Origin of the sequence: Streptomyces triticagri, assembly GCF_003429565.1 — a bacterium.
GTDB classification, from domain to species: Bacteria; Actinomycetota; Actinomycetes; order Streptomycetales; family Streptomycetaceae; genus Streptomyces; species Streptomyces triticagri.
The window spans coordinates 12,406-33,916 of sequence record NZ_QUAK01000230.1 but is presented as its reverse complement, the minus strand read 5'-3'; the positions used below and the strand labels follow the sequence as shown (position 1 = coordinate 33,916).

Annotated in this window: 18 protein-coding genes, 3 tRNA genes and 1 pseudogene; 12 read left to right on the top strand and 10 right to left on the bottom strand. The window is 72.1% G+C overall.

The genetic code is table 11. From position 1 onward, the window contains the following. The 5 genes and pseudogenes from DY218_RS30700 to DY218_RS30680 all read left to right on the top strand — a co-directional run. Positions 1-234, top strand: a pseudogene (locus DY218_RS30700) (DNA polymerase III subunit gamma and tau); the annotation flags it as partial. Between the two features lie 153 nt (positions 235-387). Continuing rightward, positions 388-1,641, top strand: a complete 1,254-nt coding sequence (gene purD, locus DY218_RS30695; RefSeq protein ID WP_128559441.1) for a phosphoribosylamine--glycine ligase — start codon at positions 388-390, stop codon at positions 1,639-1,641. Between the two features lie 366 nt (positions 1,642-2,007). After that, entirely contained in the window at positions 2,008-3,876 is a 1,869-nt protein-coding gene (locus DY218_RS30690; RefSeq protein WP_128559440.1) for a M48 family metalloprotease, read from the top strand. 206 nt (positions 3,877-4,082) lie between these two features. Continuing rightward, positions 4,083-5,564 (top strand): N,N-dimethylformamidase beta subunit family domain-containing protein, encoded by a 1,482-nt coding sequence (locus tag DY218_RS30685; RefSeq protein ID WP_128559439.1) that lies wholly within the window; start codon positions 4,083-4,085, stop codon positions 5,562-5,564. Between the two features lie 140 nt (positions 5,565-5,704). Next, complete coding sequence (locus DY218_RS30680) at positions 5,705-6,604, top strand: phosphoribosylaminoimidazolesuccinocarboxamide synthase (RefSeq protein WP_128559438.1); 900 nt, start codon at positions 5,705-5,707, stop codon at positions 6,602-6,604. A 58-nt stretch (positions 6,605-6,662) separates the two neighbouring features. Here the strand turns inward: DY218_RS30680 and DY218_RS30675 are convergent. The 8 genes from DY218_RS30675 to DY218_RS30640 all read right to left on the bottom strand — a co-directional run bounded on the left by DY218_RS30675 (position 6,663) and on the right by DY218_RS30640 (position 12,024). Continuing rightward, a tRNA-Gly gene (locus tag DY218_RS30675) sits at positions 6,663-6,738 on the bottom strand. Between the two features lie 22 nt (positions 6,739-6,760). Beyond that, positions 6,761-7,363 carry a response regulator transcription factor gene (locus tag DY218_RS30670; protein WP_128559443.1) on the bottom strand — a complete coding sequence of 201 codons (603 nt, stop codon included), beginning with the start codon at positions 7,361-7,363 and terminating at the stop codon, positions 6,761-6,763. Positions 7,364-7,419: 56 nt separating this feature from the next. Further along, a complete protein-coding gene (locus DY218_RS30665; RefSeq protein WP_199566905.1) occupies positions 7,420-9,312 on the bottom strand; it encodes a sensor histidine kinase in 1,893 nt (630 codons plus the stop codon). 35 nt (positions 9,313-9,347) lie between these two features. Then, the gene (locus tag DY218_RS30660) at positions 9,348-10,160 is read right to left on the bottom strand and encodes an ABC transporter permease (protein WP_128559437.1); all 813 of its coding nucleotides are present in this window, start codon (positions 10,158-10,160) and stop codon (positions 9,348-9,350) included. Beyond that, positions 10,157-11,152 (bottom strand): ABC transporter ATP-binding protein, encoded by a 996-nt coding sequence (locus DY218_RS30655; protein ID WP_128559436.1) that lies wholly within the window; start codon positions 11,150-11,152, stop codon positions 10,157-10,159. The genes DY218_RS30660 and DY218_RS30655 overlap by 4 nt, the downstream gene beginning before the upstream one ends. 149 nt (positions 11,153-11,301) lie before the next feature. Continuing rightward, positions 11,302-11,374 (bottom strand) — tRNA-Gly (locus DY218_RS30650). 80 nt (positions 11,375-11,454) lie between these two features. Beyond that, positions 11,455-11,526 (bottom strand) — tRNA-Gly (locus DY218_RS30645). Positions 11,527-11,673: 147 nt separating this feature from the next. Continuing rightward, the gene (locus DY218_RS30640) at positions 11,674-12,024 is read right to left on the bottom strand and encodes a histone-like nucleoid-structuring protein Lsr2 (RefSeq protein WP_128559442.1); all 351 of its coding nucleotides are present in this window, start codon (positions 12,022-12,024) and stop codon (positions 11,674-11,676) included. A gap of 457 nt (positions 12,025-12,481) precedes the next feature. Between DY218_RS30640 and purS the strand changes: the two genes are divergently transcribed. From purS to DY218_RS30605, 7 genes are all read left to right on the top strand, one after another. Further along, entirely contained in the window at positions 12,482-12,781 is a 300-nt protein-coding gene (purS, locus tag DY218_RS30635; protein WP_128559435.1) for a phosphoribosylformylglycinamidine synthase subunit PurS, read from the top strand. A gap of 1 nt (position 12,782) precedes the next feature. Further along, positions 12,783-13,499 (top strand): phosphoribosylformylglycinamidine synthase subunit PurQ, encoded by a 717-nt coding sequence (purQ, locus tag DY218_RS30630; RefSeq protein WP_128559434.1) that lies wholly within the window; start codon positions 12,783-12,785, stop codon positions 13,497-13,499. Beyond that, positions 13,499-15,748, top strand: a complete 2,250-nt coding sequence (gene purL / locus DY218_RS30625; protein ID WP_128559433.1) for a phosphoribosylformylglycinamidine synthase subunit PurL — start codon at positions 13,499-13,501, stop codon at positions 15,746-15,748. The genes purQ and purL overlap by 1 nt, the downstream gene beginning before the upstream one ends. A gap of 120 nt (positions 15,749-15,868) precedes the next feature. After that, on the top strand, positions 15,869-16,405 hold the full coding sequence (locus DY218_RS30620; protein WP_128559432.1) for an ArsR/SmtB family transcription factor: 537 nt from the start codon (positions 15,869-15,871) through the stop codon (positions 16,403-16,405). A 49-nt stretch (positions 16,406-16,454) separates the two neighbouring features. Next, on the top strand, positions 16,455-17,285 hold the full coding sequence (locus tag DY218_RS30615) for a M23 family metallopeptidase (RefSeq protein ID WP_128559431.1): 831 nt from the start codon (positions 16,455-16,457) through the stop codon (positions 17,283-17,285). A gap of 34 nt (positions 17,286-17,319) precedes the next feature. Beyond that, positions 17,320-18,114 carry a maleylpyruvate isomerase family mycothiol-dependent enzyme gene (locus DY218_RS30610; protein ID WP_128559430.1) on the top strand — a complete coding sequence of 265 codons (795 nt, stop codon included), beginning with the start codon at positions 17,320-17,322 and terminating at the stop codon, positions 18,112-18,114. 92 nt (positions 18,115-18,206) lie between these two features. After that, positions 18,207-19,130 (top strand): META domain-containing protein, encoded by a 924-nt coding sequence (locus tag DY218_RS30605; protein WP_128559429.1) that lies wholly within the window; start codon positions 18,207-18,209, stop codon positions 19,128-19,130. 417 nt (positions 19,131-19,547) lie between these two features. Here the strand turns inward: DY218_RS30605 and DY218_RS30600 are convergent, their stop codons facing one another. Together DY218_RS30600 and DY218_RS35920 are read right to left on the bottom strand one after the other, a co-directional pair. Next, positions 19,548-20,981 carry a sulfatase family protein gene (locus DY218_RS30600; RefSeq protein ID WP_128559428.1) on the bottom strand — a complete coding sequence of 478 codons (1,434 nt, stop codon included), beginning with the start codon at positions 20,979-20,981 and terminating at the stop codon, positions 19,548-19,550. A gap of 204 nt (positions 20,982-21,185) precedes the next feature. Next, the gene (locus DY218_RS35920; RefSeq protein WP_407703706.1) at positions 21,186-21,275 is read right to left on the bottom strand and encodes a putative leader peptide; all 90 of its coding nucleotides are present in this window, start codon (positions 21,273-21,275) and stop codon (positions 21,186-21,188) included. Between the last annotated feature and the right edge of the window lie 236 nt (positions 21,276-21,511).

The following is a 21,511-nucleotide window of genomic DNA, read 5'->3' as shown; positions in this document are numbered from 1 at the left end:
CCGCCCGCACCGCAGCCCGAGCGCCCGTCCGCTCCTGCGGCAGCGCCCCCGCAGGCGCCGCCCGCCCCGGAGCCGGCGCCCGCACCGCCGCCCCCGGAGCGTTCCCCGGTCTCCATCGAGGACGACGTCCCCGAGGACGACGACCCCGACCTCGACGAATCGGCCCTCTCCGGCCACGACCTGATCGTCCGCGAACTGGGCGCGACAGTGGTGGAGGAATTCACGAACGAGTAAACGAGTAAAGGAGCAAATGAGTAGACGAGTAGACGAGCAAACGAGTCATCGAGTAGCGGGACGAAACCCGCTACGAAGCAGCGGCACAAGCCGCGGACGGCCGCCCGCAAACCCCCACGGGGCGAGGTTGTGAACCAAGGTAGGTTGAGGACCGTGAAGGTCCTCGTCATCGGCGGCGGCGCCCGCGAACACGCCCTGTGCCGCTCACTGTCCCTCGATCCCGACGTCACCGCACTGCACTGCGCCCCCGGCAACGCCGGCATCGCCGAGGTGGCCGAACTGCACCCGGTCGACGCCCTCGACGGCTCCGCCGTCACCGCCCTCGCCCAGGAGCTCGGTGCCGAACTGGTCGTGGTGGGCCCCGAGGCCCCCCTGGTCGCCGGGGTCGCCGACGCCGTACGGGAAGCGGGTATCCCCTGCTTCGGCCCGTCCGGCGAGGCCGCGCAGCTGGAGGGCTCGAAGGCCTTCGCCAAGGACGTGATGGCGGCGGCCGGCGTCCCCACGGCCCGCAGCTACGTATGCACCACGCCGGAAGAGGTGGACACCGCGCTCGACGGCTTCGGCCCGCCGTACGTCGTCAAGGACGACGGTCTCGCGGCCGGCAAGGGCGTCGTGGTCACCGAGGACCTGGAGACGGCCCGGCAGCACGGACACGCCTGCGACCGCGTGGTGATCGAGGAGTTCCTGGACGGGCCCGAGGTCTCGCTGTTCGCGATCACGGACGGCAGCACGGTACTCCCGCTCACCCCCGCCCAGGACTTCAAGCGCGCCCTCGACGGCGACGAAGGGCCCAACACCGGTGGCATGGGCGCCTACTCCCCGCTTCCCTGGGCCGACCCGAAGCTGGTCGACGAGGTGCTCGAGACCGTCCTGCAGCCCACGGTGGACGAACTGCGCCGCCGCGGTACGCCGTTCTCCGGGCTGCTCTACGCCGGGCTCGCGATCACCAGCAGGGGCGTACGGGTCATCGAGTTCAACGCACGCTTCGGAGACCCCGAGACCCAGGTGGTGCTCGCCCGGCTCCGTACCCCGCTGGCCGGCGTCCTGCTGCGCGCGGCGAACGGCACGCTCGACGCTCAGGCCCCGCTGACCTGGCGGGACGAGGCCGCCGTCACCGTCGTGGTGGCCTCCCACAACTACCCCGGCACGCCCCGCACCGGCGACCCGATCGAGGGCCTGGACGAGGTCGCGGCCCAGGACGCCCCGCATGCGTACGTCCTGCACGCCGGCACGAAGCGCAGCGGCGACGCGGTGGTCAGCGCCGGCGGCCGGGTGCTGTCCGTGACGGCGACCGGCGCGGACCTGACCGAGGCGCGGGAGCGGGCGTACGCGGCGGTCGGGCGGATCGGCCTGGACGGTTCGCAGCACCGGACGGACATCGCGGCGAAGGCGGCGGCCGGGCACTGAGCTCCCGCCGGGCCACGGCTGCCCGGCGCCGGCCCCCGCCCGGATCCCGTACTCCTCGTAGTACGCGGTCCGGGCGGGGGCCTTCGTACGCCTCCAGCGGGTGCCCCGCGAGCCGTCGGGAGGGGTGCGGCGCACCGTCCAGCACAGAACCCGAACGGTTGGGCAGCTTTGCCCAAAGCCATTCCATCGAGTGACCGATCGGCCATCCGGCTGACTGCTCCCAGGGCCCCAACTATGGTGCGGCGCAAGCTTTCCGGCACATGGCCCACCGGCATTGCGGTGTCAGTGGCGGGTGTCACAGTGGGGGAGTGAGCAAAGCCGTCGCAGATGCAGAGGGGGTGACGTCCGGCCGTGTCCGGAACCGGTATGGGTGCTGAGGTGGGCGCGCAGGCGGCCCGGTCCCGGGCTCTCGCGGTGCTGCGGATCCGCAGCAGGGCCCTGGCGGTGGCGTTGCTGCCCGCGGCCGTTGCGGTGGTGCTGTTCGCCGGACAGGCCACCGGCCATGCGGACGGCGGCAGTTGGGATCTGCTGCGCGGGATCGTGACCGGCGTGGCGGTGCTCACGCTGCTGGTCACCGCGGCCGTGGCGCTCGTCGTCGCGCGGTCCCGTCCGGCGATGAGCCCGACGGTGGACGTGGCGGAGCGGGATGCCCCCGATCTCTACCGTCTGGTGCGTGATCTCGCGGACCGCCTGGAGGTGCCCGCGCCGTCCGCGATAGCCCTGACCCCGGACTGCGACAGCTGGCTCGAGGACCGGACGCATCCGGCGCACGGACCGCCTTCCCCTGCGGCGTCGGGCGGCGCCGCGGCGCCGGCGCCCCGCGGCGGCGAGGAGCGCGCGGCCGCCCCGGTGCTTGTGATCGGATCGCCCTTCCTGTGGTGGATGCGGGTGGGCGAGCTGCGGGCGGTGCTCGCGCCGGTGGTGGCGGGCACGGGCCCGTCGGCCCACCCGGACATAGCCGCGGCCCGCCGTTTCGTACGAGGCCTCGACGCCGCCGTCGCGGATGCGCGGGCGCCCGGTCTCGGGCTGCTGCGCGGGCTGTTCCTGGCCGGTACGGGGCGCATCGCGCGGACTCTGTTGCGGGCCTGCCGGGGCCATGCCGCCGAGATGGAGCGCGGAGTCGCCACGGCCGCGGCCGAGCGGGCGCAGAGTGTCGACTACGGACTGCGGATCGTCGCCCAGGAGCAGGTGGGCCTTGCGTACGCGGGCTGGGACCGGCTGCTGACCAGGGTCGCGCTGCCCGCCTGGCGCATGGGCCGCTGGCCGTCCCGGCTCGATGCCGGGGTCGTCGCGGCACTCACCGAGCTCTCCCGGCGCGACCGCCTGGCCGAGGGCTTCGCCGCGCGGCTCGGCGAGCGCCCCGCCTGCGATCTCCTCGAGGAGCCGGGCACCGCGGACGAGGCGGCCTCGCTGCTCGCCGCCCGCCTCTTCCACGGCGGTCCCGCCGAGGCCGGCCCCGACTGGTCGCCGGTCGGCTGGGCCGAGTATCCGGAGGAGGTCGTGGACCGCAAGTGGCGTACGGACGCGGCCAGACTGCACCGGGTCCTCGACGACCTGGGCGTACGACTCCCCGCGGGCCCCACGGCGGACGCTTCCGCTCCCACCCTGTCCCGGGTCCTGGAGCATCTGGCCGGCACGGGTGCGGAGTCGGGCGCGAGCGAGGGAGCGGCGCGCGCCCCGGAAGCGCCGGTCCCCGCCCCGTCGGCGCCGCCGGACACGGAGGGTGACCCGGCCGCGCGTCTCGACGAGAGCGCGGATCTCGACGTGGACGAGGACGACGACGTGGACGAGGACGACGACGCGGACGTGGACGCGGACCCCGATGCGGTGTTCGGCTCCGAGCGGGGTGCGGCGCTTGCGGCCCGGATCAGTGCCGCGATGGCCCGCGAGGAGGCGCAGTCTCCGACGCCCGCGCCCCCCGGCCCGGGACCGGGCGACGAAGAGCTGTGGAGCGACGGCACACTGCCGCTGTTCCCGCTCCAACCACCGCGTACCGGAAGGGAGTTGCTGGTCGACCACGTCACGGCCATGGTGTGCTGCGCCGCGATCGACACCGCGGGTGCGGCACCCGGTCTCGACTGGCTCGACGGCCCCGTGCTCCTGGTCGGCGGCGAGCGCGACGGCGACCTGGGTCCGTGTGTGCTGAGCCTGATATCCGACGGCGACCCGGACCCGCTGCGCGACTGGCTGACCCGGCTCGGTGTGCGGCCGGAGAAGCCGGTGCGTCTCGTCTGACCGTCGCCGCGGCACTCGCAGGGCCGCGCCTGTCCCGACTCTCCTGTCCCGCCTGCCCCCGCCAACTTCCGGACTGCCAAGTTCCGTTCAACGTCAATGCGCGACGAAGGGTGACGGAGTGAGTGCGTTATGTGATGTGCTGGGATCGGCCATTGACACGAGCACGCGGACGCGGGGCGCGGGGACCGAGGGAGGGGAGCGCCGTGGTGGGCGAGCAACAGATTCGGCGATGGGAATCGGGCGCCCTCGCCCACGCGGTCACCGACCCCTTCGGCCAGGGCCCGCTGCCGTGGCTGCGCGGCAGTGAGAACTATTTCGGCGACACCGGCCAGGTCGTCCCCTGGTACGTCGACCACGCCCCGGCCCCCGGCGCGCGGAACATTCCGAGCCCCCGCACCGGCGGCCCGCGCACCGCCGACGACGTGCACCAGCAGATCAAGGGCTTCACCTCCGCCAGCGCCGCCGCCCCGGGCGAGGCGATCGACTTCCACATCACCGTCGACCCGCCCCAGCAGTTCAGCGTCGACATCTACCGCATCGGCCACTACGCCGGCGACGGAGCGGCGAAGATCACCACAAGCCCCCGGCTCTCCGGCATCGTGCAGCCGGCGCCGCTCGCCGCCGACCGCACCGTCTCCTGCCACCACTGGTGGCTCTCCTGGCGCCTGCAGATCCCGACGTACTGGAACATCGGGGCGTACGTCGCGGTCCTCACCACCACCGACGGACACCGCTCGCACATCCCGTTCACCGTCCGCGACGACCACCCCGCGGACCTGCTCCTGGTCCTGCCGGACGTGACGTGGCAGGCGTACAACCTCTACCCGGAGGACGGCCGCACCGGCGCGAGCCTCTACCACGCCTGGGACGGTCAGGGCCGGCTGCTCGGCGAGAGCGACGCGGCGATGACGGTCTCCTTCGACCGCCCGTACGCGGGCGCGGGCCTGCCCCTGCACGTCGGCCACGCCTACGACTTCATCCGCTGGGCCGAGCGGTACGGCTACGACCTGGCGTACGCCGACACCCGCGACCTGCACGCGGGCCGCGTCGACCCGACCCGGTACCGGGGCCTGGTCTTCCCCGGCCACGACGAATACTGGTCGGCGCCGATGCGCCGCACCACAGAGCTGGCCCGCGAGCACGGCACGTCCCTGGTGTTCCTCTCGGCCAACACCCTGTACTGGCAGGTCGAGTTGGCCCCGTCCGCCTCGGGCGTCCCCGACCGGCTGCTGACCTGCCGCAAGCGGCACGGCCCCGGCAGACCCGCGCTCTGGCGCGAGGCCGACCGGCCGGAGCAGCAGCTCCTCGGCATCCAGTACGCGGGCCGCGTCCCCGAGCCGCACCCCCTGGTCGTACGGAACGCGGACCACTGGCTCTGGGAGGCGACCGGCGCGCACGAGGGCGACGAGATCGAGGGCCTGGTCGCCGGCGAGGCCGACCGGTACTTCCCGCGGACCGCGCTGCCCCGGCACGAGAGCCGCATCCTGCTCGCCCACTCCCCGTACGAGGACGGCGACGGCGCCCGGCGCCACCAGGAGACCTCGCTGTACCGGGCGCCGTCCGGGGCGCTGGTCTTCGCCTCGGGCACCTTCGCCTGGTCGCCGGCGCTCGACCGGCCCGGCCATGTGGACCCGCGCGTCCAGCGGGCCACGGCCAATCTCCTGGACCGCATCTGCAAGCGCGACTGACGGCCGGCAGCGCTCGGGCCGCCCGGGCGCCGCGCGGTCCCCCGAGTACGGGAGAATCGTCCATGCCAGCGCGCCCGTCTCCCACCACCGCCGACCGCGGTGGCTCGGGCGCCTCACCTGCACGACCCGCGGAGGAAACCGTGTCCGGATTCGTCGAAAAGCCCGAGCCGGTCCAGGTGCCCGGCCTGGTGCACCTGCACACCGGCAAGGTCCGCGACCTGTACCGGGACGAGGCGGGAGACCTCGTGATGGTCGCGAGCGACCGCATGTCCGCGTACGACTGGGTGCTGCCGAGCGAGATCCCGGACAAGGGCCGGGTGCTCACCCAGCTCTCGCTGTGGTGGTTCGACCAGCTCGCCGACCTCGTACCGAATCATGTGATCTCCACCGAGGTCCCGGCCGGCGCCCCTGCCGACTGGGCCGGCCGCACCATGGTCTGCCGCTCGCTGCGGATGGCGCCCGTCGAGTGCGTGGCGCGCGGCTATCTCACCGGCTCCGGCCTCGCCGAGTACCGCGAGACCCGTACGGTCTGCGGCCTCGCGCTGCCCGAGGGCCTCGAGGACGGCTCCGAGCTGCCCGCGCCGATCTTCACCCCGGCCACCAAGGCCGCCGTCGGCGAGCACGACGAGAACGTCAGTTATGAGGAGGTCGCCCGCCAGGTCGGCGCCGAGACCGCCGCGCAGCTGCGCCAGGCGACGCTCGCGGTGTACACGCGGGGCCGGGACGTGGCGCGTGAGCGAGGCATCGTCCTGGCGGACACGAAGTTCGAATTCGGCTACGACGGCGAGGAGTTGGTGATCGCCGACGAGGTGCTCACCCCCGACTCCTCGCGCTTCTGGCCGGCCGACACCTGGCAGCCCGGCCGCGCACAGCCGTCGTACGACAAGCAGTACGTCCGCGACTGGCTCACCTCGCCCGCATCCGGCTGGGACCGCAGGAGCGAGCAGCCGCCCCCGGCCCTCCCCGAGGACGTCGTGGCCCGCACCCGCGCCAAGTACATCGAGGCGTACGAGCGGCTGACGGGGCTCACCTGGTCGTGAGAGACGTCCCCTGAGACATGGAAGAGCCCCGGCACCTGAGGTGCCGGGGCTCTTTCCGTGGAGCGAACGACGAGGTTCGAACTCGCGACCTCAACCTTGGCAAGGTTGCGCTCTACCAACTGAGCTACGTTCGCCTGCGCACAAGCGCGTCGCCCACTATACCCAACCGCGCTCGCGGGCGAGCCGCACCGCTGCGTGCCGGTTCTCGACGCCGAGCTTGGAGACGGCGGAGGAGAGGTAGTTGCGGACCGTGCCCTGGGACAGGGCGGCCCGCTCGGCGATCTCCGCGACGGGTGCGCCGTCGGCCGCGAGTTCGAGGACCTCGGCCTCCCGCGCGGTCAGCGGTGAGTCGCCGGCCGCGATCGCGTCGGCGGCCAACTCCGGGTCCACGTAACGGTTTCCGGCCCGTACCGTGCGGATGATCTCGGCGAGGCGCTGGGCGCTGACGGTCTTCGGCACGAAGCCCCGTACGCCTGCTTCGAGGGCGCGCTTGAGGTGGCCGGGGCGGCCGTGGCTGGTCACGATCAGCGTGCGGCAGTCGGGCAGTTCGGAGCGGATCGTTGTGGCCACACTCACACCGTCGGCGCCCGGCATCTGCAGGTCGAGCACGGCGACGTCCGGGCGGTGGGTACGCGCCATGGCGACCGCCTCGGGACCGCTGCCCGCCTCGGCGACGACGACCAGGTCGTCCTCGAGCGCAAGCAGGGCGGCGAGGGCGCCGCGGATCAGGTGCTCGTCGTCCGCGAGCAGGAGGCGCACGGCGGCCTGCCCAGCCGCTTCCGTGACGCCGGATGGATGGCTGTACTGCTCGTCCGTCACCCGAGCCTCCTTTCGGACGGGAACACTTCGTCTGGTTGTACGGGGGCTGCGGGTGCGCTCCGATGCCCATCGGGGACACCGCGGCTTCCTCCCGCGCCCGGTACGCCGGCCCCACCGGGCGCGCCCTGCGCCCCATCGGACGCCGACTCGGTCGCCGGCTCGGGTGCCGGCACCGGCCGCCCGGCGGTGTCCTGGGCATCCTGCGCGCTGACCAGGGCGCTGACGAGGGTGCTGTCGTACCGCAGGGCGGAGGCCTGTGCCGGTGGACCCGGGGCAGCCGCATCGGGATCGGCTGCTGCGGGCGCCGGCGCCGGCTGATCGGTGGTGTTGTGCGTCCGGTCCGTGCTGTCCGTGGTCGATTGCCCGCCCCGGTGGTCGGAGCCGGCCGGCTCGTGGCCGGGTGGCGATGACGGGGGACCGGCAGTTGGGTTCGCATCGTGCGTGTGGGCCGCGGTCGCCGTGCCTTCGTGCGCCGGGACGGCGGCCCGTCCCGGTGGATCCGTGGTGGGGACACCGGGGTCCGCCGAGTCCGGCCGGGATTCCGGTGCCGTCGCCGGCCGGCCGGAGATACCCGGTCCTCCCGGGCGGTGCCCGGACGTACCAGGTCCCCCCGGGCCCCGCCCGGACCCGCCGCCCACCGGCACCGGAACCCTCGCCGTCAACCGGAACCAGCCCCCGCGGGTCGGGCCCGCCTCCAGGATTCCGGAGACGTCCGCGAGGCGTTCACGGAGGCCGGCCAGGCCGGTGCCGCCGGGGGCCGGAGGCCGGGCATCGGTGTCCGTGTCATCCGCCGGCCGTTGGACCACGCCGTCGTTCTCCACGGTGAGGACCGCGTCGCCGTCCTCCCTGCGCAGGGTCACCGAACAGTGCGCCGGGTCACCGTGCCGCAGGACGTTCGTGGTGGCCTCGCGCATTACCCAGCCGAGCACCGACTGCGTGGAGTCGGGCAGGGTGTCCGCGGTGGCCGTACCGGCGAGCATGCACTGGATGCCCGCGGCCGTCAGGACGCCGTGCGCGCCCGCCAGTTCGGCACCGAGGTCCGCCTCCCGGTAGCCGCGCACCACCGCGCGCATGTCGCGCTGGGTCTCCCGGGCGATGCGCTGCACCTCGGCCATCTCCGCGACGGCCTCGGGCTTCCCGCGGGCGGCGAGCCGTCCCGCGAGCTCGCTCTTCAGCGCTATGACCGCGAGATTGCGCCCCATCACATCGTGCAGATCGCGTCCGAAGCGCAGCCGTTCCTCGGCGACCGCGAGCCTGGCCTGTGCCTCCTTGCCCTGCTCCGCCTGGGCCATCGCCCCGACGCTCCACGCTCCGCTGCGTACCGAGATCAGGGCGAGCAGTGGCCCGGCGTAGGAGCCGCAGACCACGGCCAGCAGACCGAGGCCGCCGAGCCCGGCGACGGCATAGGCCACGCCGATGCCCGCACTGAGCGCCAGATGCCGAAGGAGGAAGGTACGGACCGGCACCAGCAGGCAGTACGTCATGGCGAACGGAAGGGTGGCGAACAGCACGAGGAACGTCGGGAACGGCTGCTCCGGCCCGCCGAGCGCCTCGATCACGACGAGCAGCGCCATCACGATGCCCATCAGCGTGCCCAGGATCGGCACCGTCCGCGGGGAGAGCCGGCCCCGGCCCAGGTAGTGGTCGAGTGCGGGGACCATGACCCGGTCGCAGATGACGGCCATGGTCAGGCAGAGCACGCCCACCACCGAGCCGAGCAGCACCGTCGTCAGATCGTCGCCGATGAGCTGCAGCAGGGGCAGCAGGGCCCAGCTCAGCAGGAAGAACCAGGGCAGCGAGCGCAGGGCCACCCGGTACTGGAACTCGAACCGCTCCAGCGGAGTCCGATCGCCCCACACCCGCGCCTGCCAGCGCTTCATGTGCCCCATGCCCGCTCGCCCTCCGTTCCGCCGGTGCGTCCGGCTCAGCGCCTGGGCTCCCAACGGAACAACCGTCGCACAGCGATCGCCGCGACGACGATCCACGCGACGCCGAGACCGATCTGGACGAGTGTCTCGGTGCCGGAGAGCTCACCGGTGAGCCCGCCTCGTACCAGCGCGATGACCGGTGAGAACGGCAGCAGTTCGCAGACCGAGGCGAGCTTGTCGGGCAGCGCCTCGAGCGGTACGGCCATTCCGGAGCCGAGCATCGAGAGGAAGACCAGGGGCAGCGAGGTGACCTGCGAGCCCTCGGCCGTACGGCTCAGGGCCGCGGTGACGCCCGCCGCGAGCACGGCGAGTACCAGGCCGAGGAGCACGCCGAGCACGATCAGATGTGCCCCCGCCGGCGCCTTGGAGTCGAGCACGGTCAGACAGGCCACGGAGACCAGTACGCACTGGCCGAAGCCGATGAGCAGCGAGGGCAGTGCGGCCCCGGCGAGGATCTCGCCGTCCCGCAGCTCCCCGGTGCGCAGCCGTTTGAAGACCAGCTCCTCACGGCGTACGACGAACACGTTGACCAGTGCGCTGTAGACCGCGAAGAGCAGCGAGAAGCCGACGGCCGCGGGCAGGATGATCTCGCTCATGGAGAGCGAGGTCGCGTCCTGGATGCTGTCCTTCGCGGAGGCGTAGACGCTGAACGGCAGGACCAGCGGGATGGCGAGGGCGGTGAAGAGGACGCCCTTGCTGCGGCCGAGCAGGGTCAGTTCGGCGCGGGCCAGCGAGGTGAGCCGGCCCATCGGTGTGCTGGTGGGGCCGGCCGCGGTGGGCCGGGTGCCGGTGGTCAGGGTGGTGCTCATGCCACTGCCTCCTTCTGGCGGTCGCCCGCACGGCGGCCGGGCTCGTCCTGGCTCCTGGCCTCGCGGGCGATCTGCAGGAACGCCTCTTCCAGGGAGGCGGATCGGACGTCGAGGGCGCGCAGTTCGACGTTCTGCTCGGCGGCCCAGGTGAGCAGCCGGGTGGCGGAGAACTGCAGGTGCTGGGTGCGCAACTTGACGGTACGGCCGGTCAGTTCGTGCCCGACGATGCCGATCGCGTCGAGCGGCGGAAGGTCGCCGACGAAATAGCCCTGGGGCAGTTCGAAGGAGATCCGGGACGGCTCGGCGGCCGTCACCTCGGCCGGTGTGCCGGAGGCGGCGATCCGCCCCTCGTGCATGATCGCGAGGCGGTCGGCGAGCGACTCGGCCTCCTCCAGATAGTGGGTGGTCATCAGGACGGTGGTGCCGGCGTCGCGCAGCGAGCGGACCAGGTCCCAGGTGTCCTGCCGGCCCTCGGCGTCCATGCCGGTGGTGGGCTCGTCGAGGAAGAGCATCTCGGGCCGGCCGAGCAGCGCGAGCGCCAGGTCGAGCCGCCGCTTCTCGCCGCCGGAGAGCATCTTCACGCGGACGCCGCCGCGCTTGGCCAGGCCGACGATCTCGAGCGCCTCGGCCCCCGGACGTGCGCCGCTGGTGGCGCCGGCCCACATCCGTACGGTCTCGTCGACGGTCAGCTCGGACGGGAAGCCGCCCTCCTGGAGCATCACGCCGACCTTCGGGCGCACCAGGTGCCGCTCGGTGTACGGGTCGTGCCCGAGTACGCGGACCTGGCCGCCGGCCGGCCGGTCGAGGCCTTCGAGGAGTTCCACGGTCGAGGTCTTGCCGGCGCCGTTGGTGCCGAGCAGGGCGAAGAGTTCGCCTCGGCCGACTTCGAAGGAGACGCCGCGGACGGCCTCGAATTCACCTCCGTACACCCGTCGCAGATCGGTGACTTCAATCACGGATTCATCCCCCGCGTGGATCTGTGTGGTGGTCATGACTCAAGGCTGTCCGCCGTGGGGGCCCGGCGGCAGTGCGGCCTGTCATGAACCCGCGTGACAAATGTCAGGGGCGGCGACCGGTGGGTTGACTACGAGGGGGAGAACGAAGAAGCCCCGGCACCTGAAGTGCCGGGGCTTCTTTCCCGAGCGGACGACGAGGTTCGAACTCGCGACCTCAACCTTGGCAAGGTTGCGCTCTACCAACTGAGCTACGTCCGCATGGCATCCGATCGGCCTTCACCGATCGGCGCGTGCACCAGCCTACCTGATCGAATTACTCGACCGGGCGGAGATGCCGGAGCGGGTGACAGGAATTGCACACTGCGCCTCCCCCTTGGAAAGGGGGTGTTCTACTACTGAACTACACCCGCGCGTCCTCCGTGGAGTCCGGCCTTCCGGCCCGGCCCCGCGGCGCGCTCCAGACTTTAGCCGACCTGCGGGGGTGGAGCGCAAGTCGGATGCCGGGGCGGGCCGTTCCGGCATCCGGCGGCCGGAGTGCCCGCGGCGCGCGGGCGCGGTCAGTTGGCCGCGTTGAACGCCTCGTAGACCTTCTTCGGGATCCGGCCGCGGGCCGGGACGTCCATCTTGTGCGAGCGGGCCCAGGCCCGGACCGCGGCCGGATCGGCCGTCACCGCGGTGTGTGTGAAGGCCGTCGCAGGCCGGCCGCTCCTGGCTCCCGCCTTCGCGACGGATTTCGGCTGCTTGCGCCCCGCCTGCAGGTACGGTGCCAGAGCGCTGCGCAGTTTCTTGGCATTGGCGGGATTGAGGTCGATCTCGTACGACTTGCCGTCCAGGCCGAAGGCAATGGTTTCCGCTGCTTCTCCGCCGTCGATGTCGTCGGAGAGGGTGACCACGACACGCTGCGCCACGAAAATCGGTCCCTTCATGCGGAGTCACCGTGCCGACATGGAGCTGACATGCGATGACGCCGACTGGCCGGTTGTTAATGGAGGCATTGCCAGGGCTATTGGTCTATTGCTCGCTGAATCCTTTGTACAGGTCCCGGCAATGCATTGTGAAGCCCGACTAAATCCGTCCGCGTGTCCGGATGCAATGCCGGTCCGGTATTTTTCCCAGAATTTTCCCTGAACGGCCCGTCCGGTATGCGAGAACGTGATGACGGTCACGTGATCGCCGCAAGTCCCGGCGGATGTCCACACTTCCGGCAGTCGTGCGTCCGGCGCTTCACCGATCACTTCCCCGGCGCCTTGCCCAATCCCCGGCCAATCCCCTGCCAATCCCCGATCAATCCTTGTCTACCCGCGTAGAAATTTTCGGCGGGTAGTCTGATGAGACCTGCTCACGCACCACACACCGGGAGTGCCAGTGGCACGCGTCGTAGTCGACGTCATGCTCAAGCCGGAGATCCTCGACCCCCAGGGACAGGCGGTGCAGCGTGCACTGCCGCGCCTCGGTTTCGAGGGAATCTCGGACGTACGTCAAGGGAAGCGCTTCGAGCTCGAGGTGGAGGGCGCGGTCGACGACGCCGCACTCGCCCGTATCCACGAGCTGGCCGAAACGTTCCTCGCCAACACCGTCATCGAGGACTTCGTCATCAAGGTCGAGGACGCCGAGGGCGTCGAAAACCCTGTGACCCCCGAAGCCCCCGCGAAGTCCGGGAGTTGACGTGACTGCTCGTATCGGAGTCGTCACCTTTCCCGGAACTCTCGACGACCGGGACACGCAGCGCGCCGTCCGCGTCGCCGGCGCCGAGCCGGTGCCGCTCTGGCACCGGGACAAGGATCTGAAGCAGGTCGACGCCGTGGTGCTGCCCGGCGGTTTCTCCTACGGCGACTATCTGCGGGCCGGAGCGATCTCCCGCTTCTCGCCCGTGATGGAGACCGTCGTCGAGCAGGCCAGGGCCGGAATGCCGGTACTCGGTATCTGCAACGGCTTCCAGGTCCTCACCGAGACCCATCTGCTGCCCGGCGCCATGCTGCGGAACACGGATCTGCACTTCGTCTGCCGGGACCAGAAGCTCCGCGTGGAGAACGCCTCCACCGCCTGGACCGCCGACTACGAGCAGGGCCAGGAGATCTCGATCCCGCTCAAGAACATCGACGGTCGCTACGTCGCCGACGAGCGCGTCCTCGACGAGCTCGAGGCCGAGGGCCGGGTCGCCTTCCGGTACGCCGCTGCCCCCGCCGACGCCGCCGCCCCCGCCGACGGCTACGGAAACCCCAACGGCTCGCTCCGCGACATCGCCGGCATCACCAACGAGGCGGGCAACGTGGTCGGCCTCATGCCGCACCCCGAGCACGCGGTCGAACCGCTGATCGGCACCGGCCGCACCGACGGCCTCGGCTTCTTCACCTCGATCCTCAAGAACCTGGTTGCCGCCTGATGAGCCTCGACACCGTCAAGCACGCCGAACAGACCCCCGACGTCGAGCTGCCCTGGAAGGAACTCGGCCTCAAGGAGGACGAGTACGCCCGGGTCCGCGAGATCCTCGGCCGCCGGCCCACCGGCGCCGAGCTCGCCATGTACTCCGTGATGTGGTCCGAGCACTGCTCGTACAAGAGCAGCAAGGTGCACTTGCGGCAGTTCGGCGAGAAGGCCCCGCAGTCCGACGCGATGCTCGTCGGCATCGGCGAGAACGCCGGTGTGGTGGACGTCGGCGAGGGCTATGCGGTCACCTTCAAGGTCGAGTCGCACAACCACCCGTCGTACGTCGAGCCCTACCAGGGCGCGGCCACCGGCGTCGGCGGCATCGTGCGCGACATCATCGCGATGGGCGCGCGGCCGGTCGCCGTCGTCGACCCGCTGCGGATGGGCGCGGCCGACCACCCCGACACCAAGCGCGTGCTGCCCGGCGTCGTCGCCGGCATCGGCGGCTACGGCAACTGCCTCGGTCTGCCCAACATCGGCGGCGAGCTGGTCTTCGACGCCTGCTATCAGGGCAACCCGCTGGTCAACGCCGGTGCGATCGGCGTCATGCGGCACGAGGACATCCACCTCGCCAAGGCCTCCGGCACCGGCAACAAGGTCATCCTGTACGGCGCACGGACCGGCGGCGACGGCATCGGCGGCGCCTCGATCCTGGCCTCCGAGACCTTCGACGACGCGAAGCCTTCGAAGCGTCCCGCGGTGCAGGTCGGCGACCCCTTCCAGGAGAAGCTGCTCATCGAGTGCACCCTGGAGGCCTTCGCCGAGCGGCTCGTGGTCGGCATCCAGGACCTCGGCGCCGCCGGACTCTCCTGCGCCACCTCGGAGTTGGCGTCCAACGGCTCCGGCGGGATGCGCGTCGAGCTCGACGACGTACCGCTGCGCGACTCCACGCTCTCGCCCGAGGAGATCCTCATGAGCGAGTCGCAGGAACGGATGTGCGCGGTCGTCGAGCCGGACAAGGTCGACCGCTTCCTCGCCATCTGCGAGAAGTGGGACGTCATCGCGACCGTCGTCGGCGAGGTCACCGACGGGACCCGCCTTGAGATCTTCTGGCACGGCGAGAAGATCGTCGACCTGGACCCGCGCACGGTCGCGCACGACGGACCGGTCTACGAGCGCCCGTACGCCCGTCCCGACTGGCTGGACGCGCTGCAGGCCGACGACGCGGCGAAGCTGGCACGCCCGGCCTCCGGCGACGAGCTGCGCGAGCAGGTCCTGAAGGTCGTCGCCTCGCCGAACCAGGCCTCGAAGGCGTGGGTCACCGACCAGTACGACCGCTTCGTGCAGGGCAACACGGTGCTCGCCCAGCCGGAGGACTCCGGCATGATCCGGATCAACGAGGAGACCGGCCTCGGCGTCGCCCTCGCCACCGACGGCAACGGCCGGTACGCCAAGCTCGACCCGTACACGGGCGCGCAGCTGGCGCTCGCCGAGTCGTACCGCAATGTCGCCGCCACCGGTGCGCGGCCGCTCGCGGTCTCCGACTGCCTGAACTTCGGTTCGCCCGAGGACCCGGCCGTGATGTGGCAGTTCGCCGAGGCCGTCCGCGGTCTCGCCGACGGCTGTCTGCAGCTCGGCACCCCGGTCACCGGCGGCAATGTCTCGCTGTACAACCAGACCGGTGAGGCCGCCATCCACCCGACGCCGGTGGTCGCCGTGCTCGGTGTGATCGACGACGTCGCGCGGCGCACCCCGATCGCCTTCAAGGAGAGCGGCCAGCTGCTCTACCTGCTCGGTGACACCCGCCAGGAGTTCGGCGGTTCTGCCTGGTCGGACGTGGTGCACGGGCACCTCGGCGGGCTTCCGCCGCAGGTCGACCTGGAGCGCGAGCGACTGCTCGCCGAGATCCTGATCTCGGCCTCGCGCGACGGCATGATCGACGCCGCGCACGACCTGTCCGACGGCGGTCTGGTGCAGGCGATCACCGAGTCCTGCCTGCGCGGGCGCAACGGTGCGCGCCTGATCGTGCCGGACGGGCTCGACGCCTTCACCTTCCTGTTCTCCGAGTCGGCAGGCCGCGCGGTGGTCGCGGTGCCGCGCAGCGAGGAGCTCCGCTTCACCGACATGTGCGGTGCGCGGGGCCTGCCCGCGACCCGGATCGGTGTGGTCGACGGGGACGCGGTCGAGGTGCAGGGCGAATTCACCCTGCCGCTGGCCGAGTTGAGGTCGGCGCACGAGGAGACGGTGCCTTCGCTCTTCGGCTGAGCGCGCTCGGGTTCCGTCCCGCCCGCAGCCCCTGTCCGGATCCGTCCGGGCGGGGGCTGCGGTGTGTCCGGGGGCTCTTCCACGGTTGTACGAGATTACGTAATGACGTAAGTTCGTGGCATGGAGCTGGAAGAGCGGGTCGCCGAGCTCGAGCGCCGGATCGCGGCGCTCGAGAAGCCCGGCGCGGATGCGGGCGGCCGGGCCGGCGACGGAGACTTCTGGGCCCTCGAAGGGTTCAAGGAGCAGCTCGGCTCGTGGGGGGCCGAGGACGGTGGCGTGCTGTTCACCGGCGCCGTGCGGCTGCCGACCGGCGAGCGCTGGGAGTGGCAGCAAGCGGCGCTCACCGACGGGCAGTTGGGGCCGGCGGAGGACTCGGCGCAGCAGTCCGAGGAGGGCACGCAGCGCATCGCGGACGGCCTGGCCGCGCTCGGCCACCCCGTCCGTATCCGGCTGCTCCGCGCCGTGCTCGCCGGCCGCCGCACCGCCGCCGACCTCTCCGCACTCGACGGCATCGGCACCACCGGCCAGATCTACCACCACCTGCGCCAGCTCTCCGCCGCCGGCTGGCTGACCACCACCGGACGTGGGCGGTACGCGGTGCCGGGCACCCGGGTCGTCCCGCTCCTGACGATCCTGGCGGCGTCCCAGCCGCCGTGATCCCCTCCCGCAGCTCACCCGTACCGCACGACCTCTGGGGGACCAACTCATGCTCGTACGCAAGTCGTTCGCCGTCCTGCAGCGGCTGCTGCTGCTCGGCTTCGTCGTCCAGGTCGTCGTCGCGGCGGTCCGGGACGTGTATCCGCCGTTCTGGGTCGTCTTCGCCCCGCTGGTCCTCTCGTACGCCATCGCCATCGCGCTGGGGCGGGCGGCGAGCCGGCACCAGAAGAGCGCGAAGCATCCGGCGGTCGAGGTCGAGCCGCCGGTGACCGGACGCTGGTCCGCGCTGAACAGCCCCGCGGACCGCACCCCGAGCCACGGTGTGCACTTCCTGGGCCAGACCTACGCCATCGATGTCGTCCCCGAGCCGGTGGGTGCCGAACGCCCCGGCTTCGCCTGGCTGTGGCCGGTGGCGCGGCGACCCCAGTCCTTCCCCGGCTTCGGCAGTCCGCTGTACGCGGTCGCGGACGCCACCGTGGTCACCGCGTCCGACGGCAGCCGCGACCACCTCAGCCGCAATTCGCTGCTCGGGTTTCTCTACCTGTTCCTCGTCGAGGGCGAGATCCGCGGACTCCTCGGCCCGGACCGGGTGTTGGGCAATCACGTGATCCTTGACCTCGGAGACGGGGTGTACGCCGCATACGCCCATCTCCGGCGGGGATCCGTCACCGTGAGCGCCGGCGACCGGGTCACCGCGGGCCAACTCCTCGGCCACTGCGGCAATTCGGGCAACACCACGGAACCCCATCTGCACTTCCAGCTGATGGACGGCCCCGACCTGGACACCGCGCGCGGCCGGCCGTTCCGCTGGCGGGGCGTCGGAGTGCCGCGCAACGGCGAGCGGTTCACCGTCGACTCCGTGCCCGCCGCGCAGGAGTGACCGGCCCGGCGACCGCGGAGTTACGCTCACCGGCATGCCACCCGCCAAGCGCCGCGCCCGTACGTACAACTCCGCCCGTATCCGGGAGGCCGTGACCCGGCAGTTCGCCCATGTGCACGAGGCGGTCCGCGGGCTCGGCGCCGAGCAGCTCGCGGCGCCCGCCGGGCTCGGGGAGTGGACGGTGCGCGATCTCGCCGCGCATCTGACCATGGCGGTCGGCAGCGTGAGCCGGGCCCTGGACGCTCCCGAGCCCACCGGGCGGCCGATGGAGCTGCTCGGGTATCCGCAGCGGACCGCGGAGTTCGGCGAGGCGATCGCGGAAGGCAGCCATGCGCTCGCCGAGCGGAGCACGGATCTCGTGGCGCTCTACGACGAGGTGGCGGAGCTCTTCGCCGAGCGGATCGCCGGGGCGCCCGACGGCCGGTTGCTCGCCGTCAGGTCCGGTGCCATCACGCTCGCCGACTACCTGGTCACCCGTACCGTCGAACTCGTCGTGCACACCGACGACCTGAACCGTGCGACGGGTCTCGACATCCCGCTTGAGCGGCAGGCCGTCGCCGCCTGCACCCGTCTCCTCGCCGACACGCTCGCGGACCGGGCGCCCGGTGCCTCCACGGAGGTGCGCATCCCGCCGTACGCCGTGGTGCAGTGCATCGAAGGACCTCGGCACACCCGCGGCACCCCGCCGAATGTGGTGGAGACCGACCCGCTGACCTGGATCCGCCTGGCCACCGGACGGATGGACTGGCAGTCGGCGCTGGACGCGGCGTCGGTCGCCGCGAGCGGCGAGCGCGCCGATCTCTCCGCGCTGCTGCCGGTGATGCGCTGAGCGTGACGTGTCGCGGGGTGCCGCGAGCCGGACGGAACCGGATGCCGGGAGCCGGACGGAACCGGACCCCCCACCGCCTCCGTCACAGCCACATGCAGAAGCAGCGCAGCACACTCAGCGCCGTCACCGTCGCCGTGGCCGCCCTCGGCCTGCTCACCGCCTGCGGTACCGAGAAGGCGGGCTCCGAGGGCTCGAAGGACGTCGGAGCCGCGCCCGCGGCGTCCGTCACCGACCGGCAGTGGCACGTCGAGAGCATCACCGTGGACGGCGAGACGACGAAGGCGGCGAGCACCGCGGCGGCCCACGTCTCCTTCAAGGACGGCGAGGTCTCCGGCAATCTCGGATGCAACGGCTTCGGCGGCAAGGCGACCGTCGAGCGCGACTCCATCGAGGTCGGCAGACTGACGCAGACCGAGATGGCCTGCGGCAAGAAGATCACCGGCTTCGAGAACCGCGCCCTGGACGCGCTCGCCGACGGCAGCCTGAAGGTCGCCGTCGACGGCGACCGGGTCACCCTCACCACCTCCGCCGGCGACCGGATCGCGCTGACCGCCAAGGCCCCCGCGCCGCTGGTCGGCACCAAGTGGGCGATCGGTTCGCTGGTCGACGGCAAGAACACGGCCAAGTCGCTGCCCAAGGGCGTCGAAGCGCATCTCACCTTCGGCGAGGACGGCACGGTACGGGGCAACCTCGGCTGCAACGACGTCAACGCGAAGGCCGAGGTCCGCGAGGACGGGAAGATCAAGCTCGGCCCGGCGGGCGCGACCCGCAAGATGTGCCCGGCCGACGAGATGAAGACCGAGCGCGCCCTGCTCGCCCTCTTCGACAGCACCGTCGACTACGCGCACGAGGGCGACCGTCTGACCCTCACCAAGCCCTCCGACGGCAAGGGCGCCGGAGCGACGGCAGCGAAGTCCGGCGGGAAGCCGGGCTCGGGCCCCGGCGCGAAGTCGGATCCCGGCGCGAAGTCGGACTCCGACGCGACGACCGGGAACGTCAGCCCCGACGCCGGGTGACGCCCCGTCCGCGTACCGGATCCACACAGGGGAACGGGCGTCGAGCCGCCGCACCGGGCACCCCGCCCGGTCGGCAGCTCCACGCCCCCCGTCCCCCGTCCGGCCGGCGGCAAGGCATCCCGTAGGAGAGACCCCGCCGGTTCCCCCCGGCCGGACCGTGCGCGGGCCCACCACCCCGATGGGACCCGCGCCGGCCTTGCTCGGCACCGCCCCGGGGATCCCTCGCCCCGGGCGGCACCGTCACGGGCCGCCCCGCGCGGCCCGGTCTCCCGACCGCGTAGCGCATCGGAGTCCGGGACACGTTAGGGCGTGCCCGCTCCCGCGTACGCCCCACCAGCCCTCTCACCACAGGGAGTTAGGACTGCCTTGAGCCTGCCTTAAGGATCACCGGGCGCGGCACGGGCCCGGTCACCCGGCTCACGCCGGATACGGCAGCAGCTCCTCGTTCACCGACTCCCACTTCCCCCGCAGCTCGGCGAGCAGTTCGGGACGCGCCGACGCCCGGTCCGCCTGCTCACGCTGGTCCCGGCCCAGGTCGAAGAGCTGGTCCGTGCCGCCCTTGCCGCGGTAGTACTTCCAGTCGCCGCGGCGCAGCGCCCGCTCGCCCCTGACCCGCCAGAACAGATCCCGCTCCGGCACCTCCTCGCCGCGCAGCAGATACCCGGCGAGGCTCGTCCCGTCCAGCGGGTACGCGGGATGCGGCCGCGCGCCCGCGACCTCGAGGAGCGTCGCCGTCCAGTCGGGGCTGAACACCGGAAGCCCGCTGACCTGCCCGCCGTCGATCCGGGCCGGCCACCGCAGCAGCGCCGGCACCCGGATCCCGCCCTCCTGCAGGGACGCCTTGTTCCCGCTCAGCGGCCAGTTGTACGAGAACCGCTCGCCGCCGTTGTCGCTGGCGAAGAACACCAGGGTGTCCCGCTCCTGCCCGGAGGCGCGCAGCGCATCGAGCACCCGCCCCACCGACCGGTCCAGGTCCTCGACCATCTCCGTGTACTTGGCCACCGAGCCGCCGTCCGCGTGCCACAGGGCGCGCGGGTCACCGGCCTTGATCCGGCGCACGATCTCGGCGCTCTGCTCGGTGTCGCCGTCGGCGATCCAGGGCCAGTGCGGCGTCGTGAAGTTCAGATTGAGCAGCCACGGCTCGTCCCGGTCGCGTCCGCGGCGCACGTGGTCCTCGGCCCGCTCGGTGAGGATCCGCGTGTAGTAGCGCAGATCCTTGTACTCGGCGTCGCCCTCCCGCACCGAGCCCCGGTAGAGGTCGTACGACCCGTCGCCGCCGAGCTTGGAGTAGTACTCGAGGGCCCCGCCGAAGTTCCCGAAGAACTCGTCCCAGCCCGACTTCGTCGGCGAGTAGTCCGGCAGGTACCCGCAGTGCCACTTGCCGATCAGGGCTGTCGCGTACCCGGAGTCCCGCAGCAGCGAGGCCAGCGTCGGATGGGTCGGCTCCAGCCCCACACTGTTGTCGGCGATCGGCTCCGCGAGCCCGCCCTCCGTACGGCCCGGGTAGCGCCCCGTATAGAGGCTGAAGCGGGTGGGGGAGCAGGTCGCGGAGCCGGAATAGGCGTCGGTGAAGCGAACGCCCTGGCGGCCGAGCCGGTCCAGGTTCGGGGTGCGGATGTGCGTCGATCCGTACGACGAGAGGTCGGCCCAGCCGAGGTCGTCGCCGAGGATGAACAGGATGTTCGGCCGCGGCGAGTGCCGTCCGGTGGCGGCACGGAAGGGCCGTTCCCGTACGGCCTCGCCGCCGGGCGCCGCGGCTGCCGTACCGCCGGACAGGCCGAGCGCGGCGGCCGCGCCGACCGCGCCACCGAAGGTGCGCCGGGACAGACCCCGGCCGTGCTGTGCGGACATGACGTCTCCAGACGTGCGCCGTCGCCGCCACGGCACACCACCCCCGGCGTACGGGCACACGATCGCGCCCGCACGCGAGAGGTCACCGCGGACGGGAAGGCAGGAAGAAGCAGGAAGAAGAGGGAGAAGAAGAAGGAGGAGCCGGCGAGCGGGGCGGCGGCCCGAAGCGCTGTCAGCGCGGGGCCGCGCATCCCCAGGAAGCGCTCAGGCGCAACAGATCGCGCTCGCGACACGGACGAGGTCGACGTGGCGGCGCTCCACGAGAGTGACGGCACGGTCACCGAGGGGCTGCATGGCCGGGAGCCTGACCGAGATCGACCGAAGCTGTCAACGCCGGGTCCGCCCCTCGGACAGGAACGCCCGTATCCGTCCGTACCCCGGACATCGCACTGCGGGGAATGTGATCCGTGACGCATCGGGACCGCCCCGAGCCCACCCGCACACCGCGATCCGCCGACCGCGCTCGCCCCTCAACGGCGGGATCCGCGCACGTCGGGCGCCGATCACCGGCCCGTGCCCGCCCGGCCGCG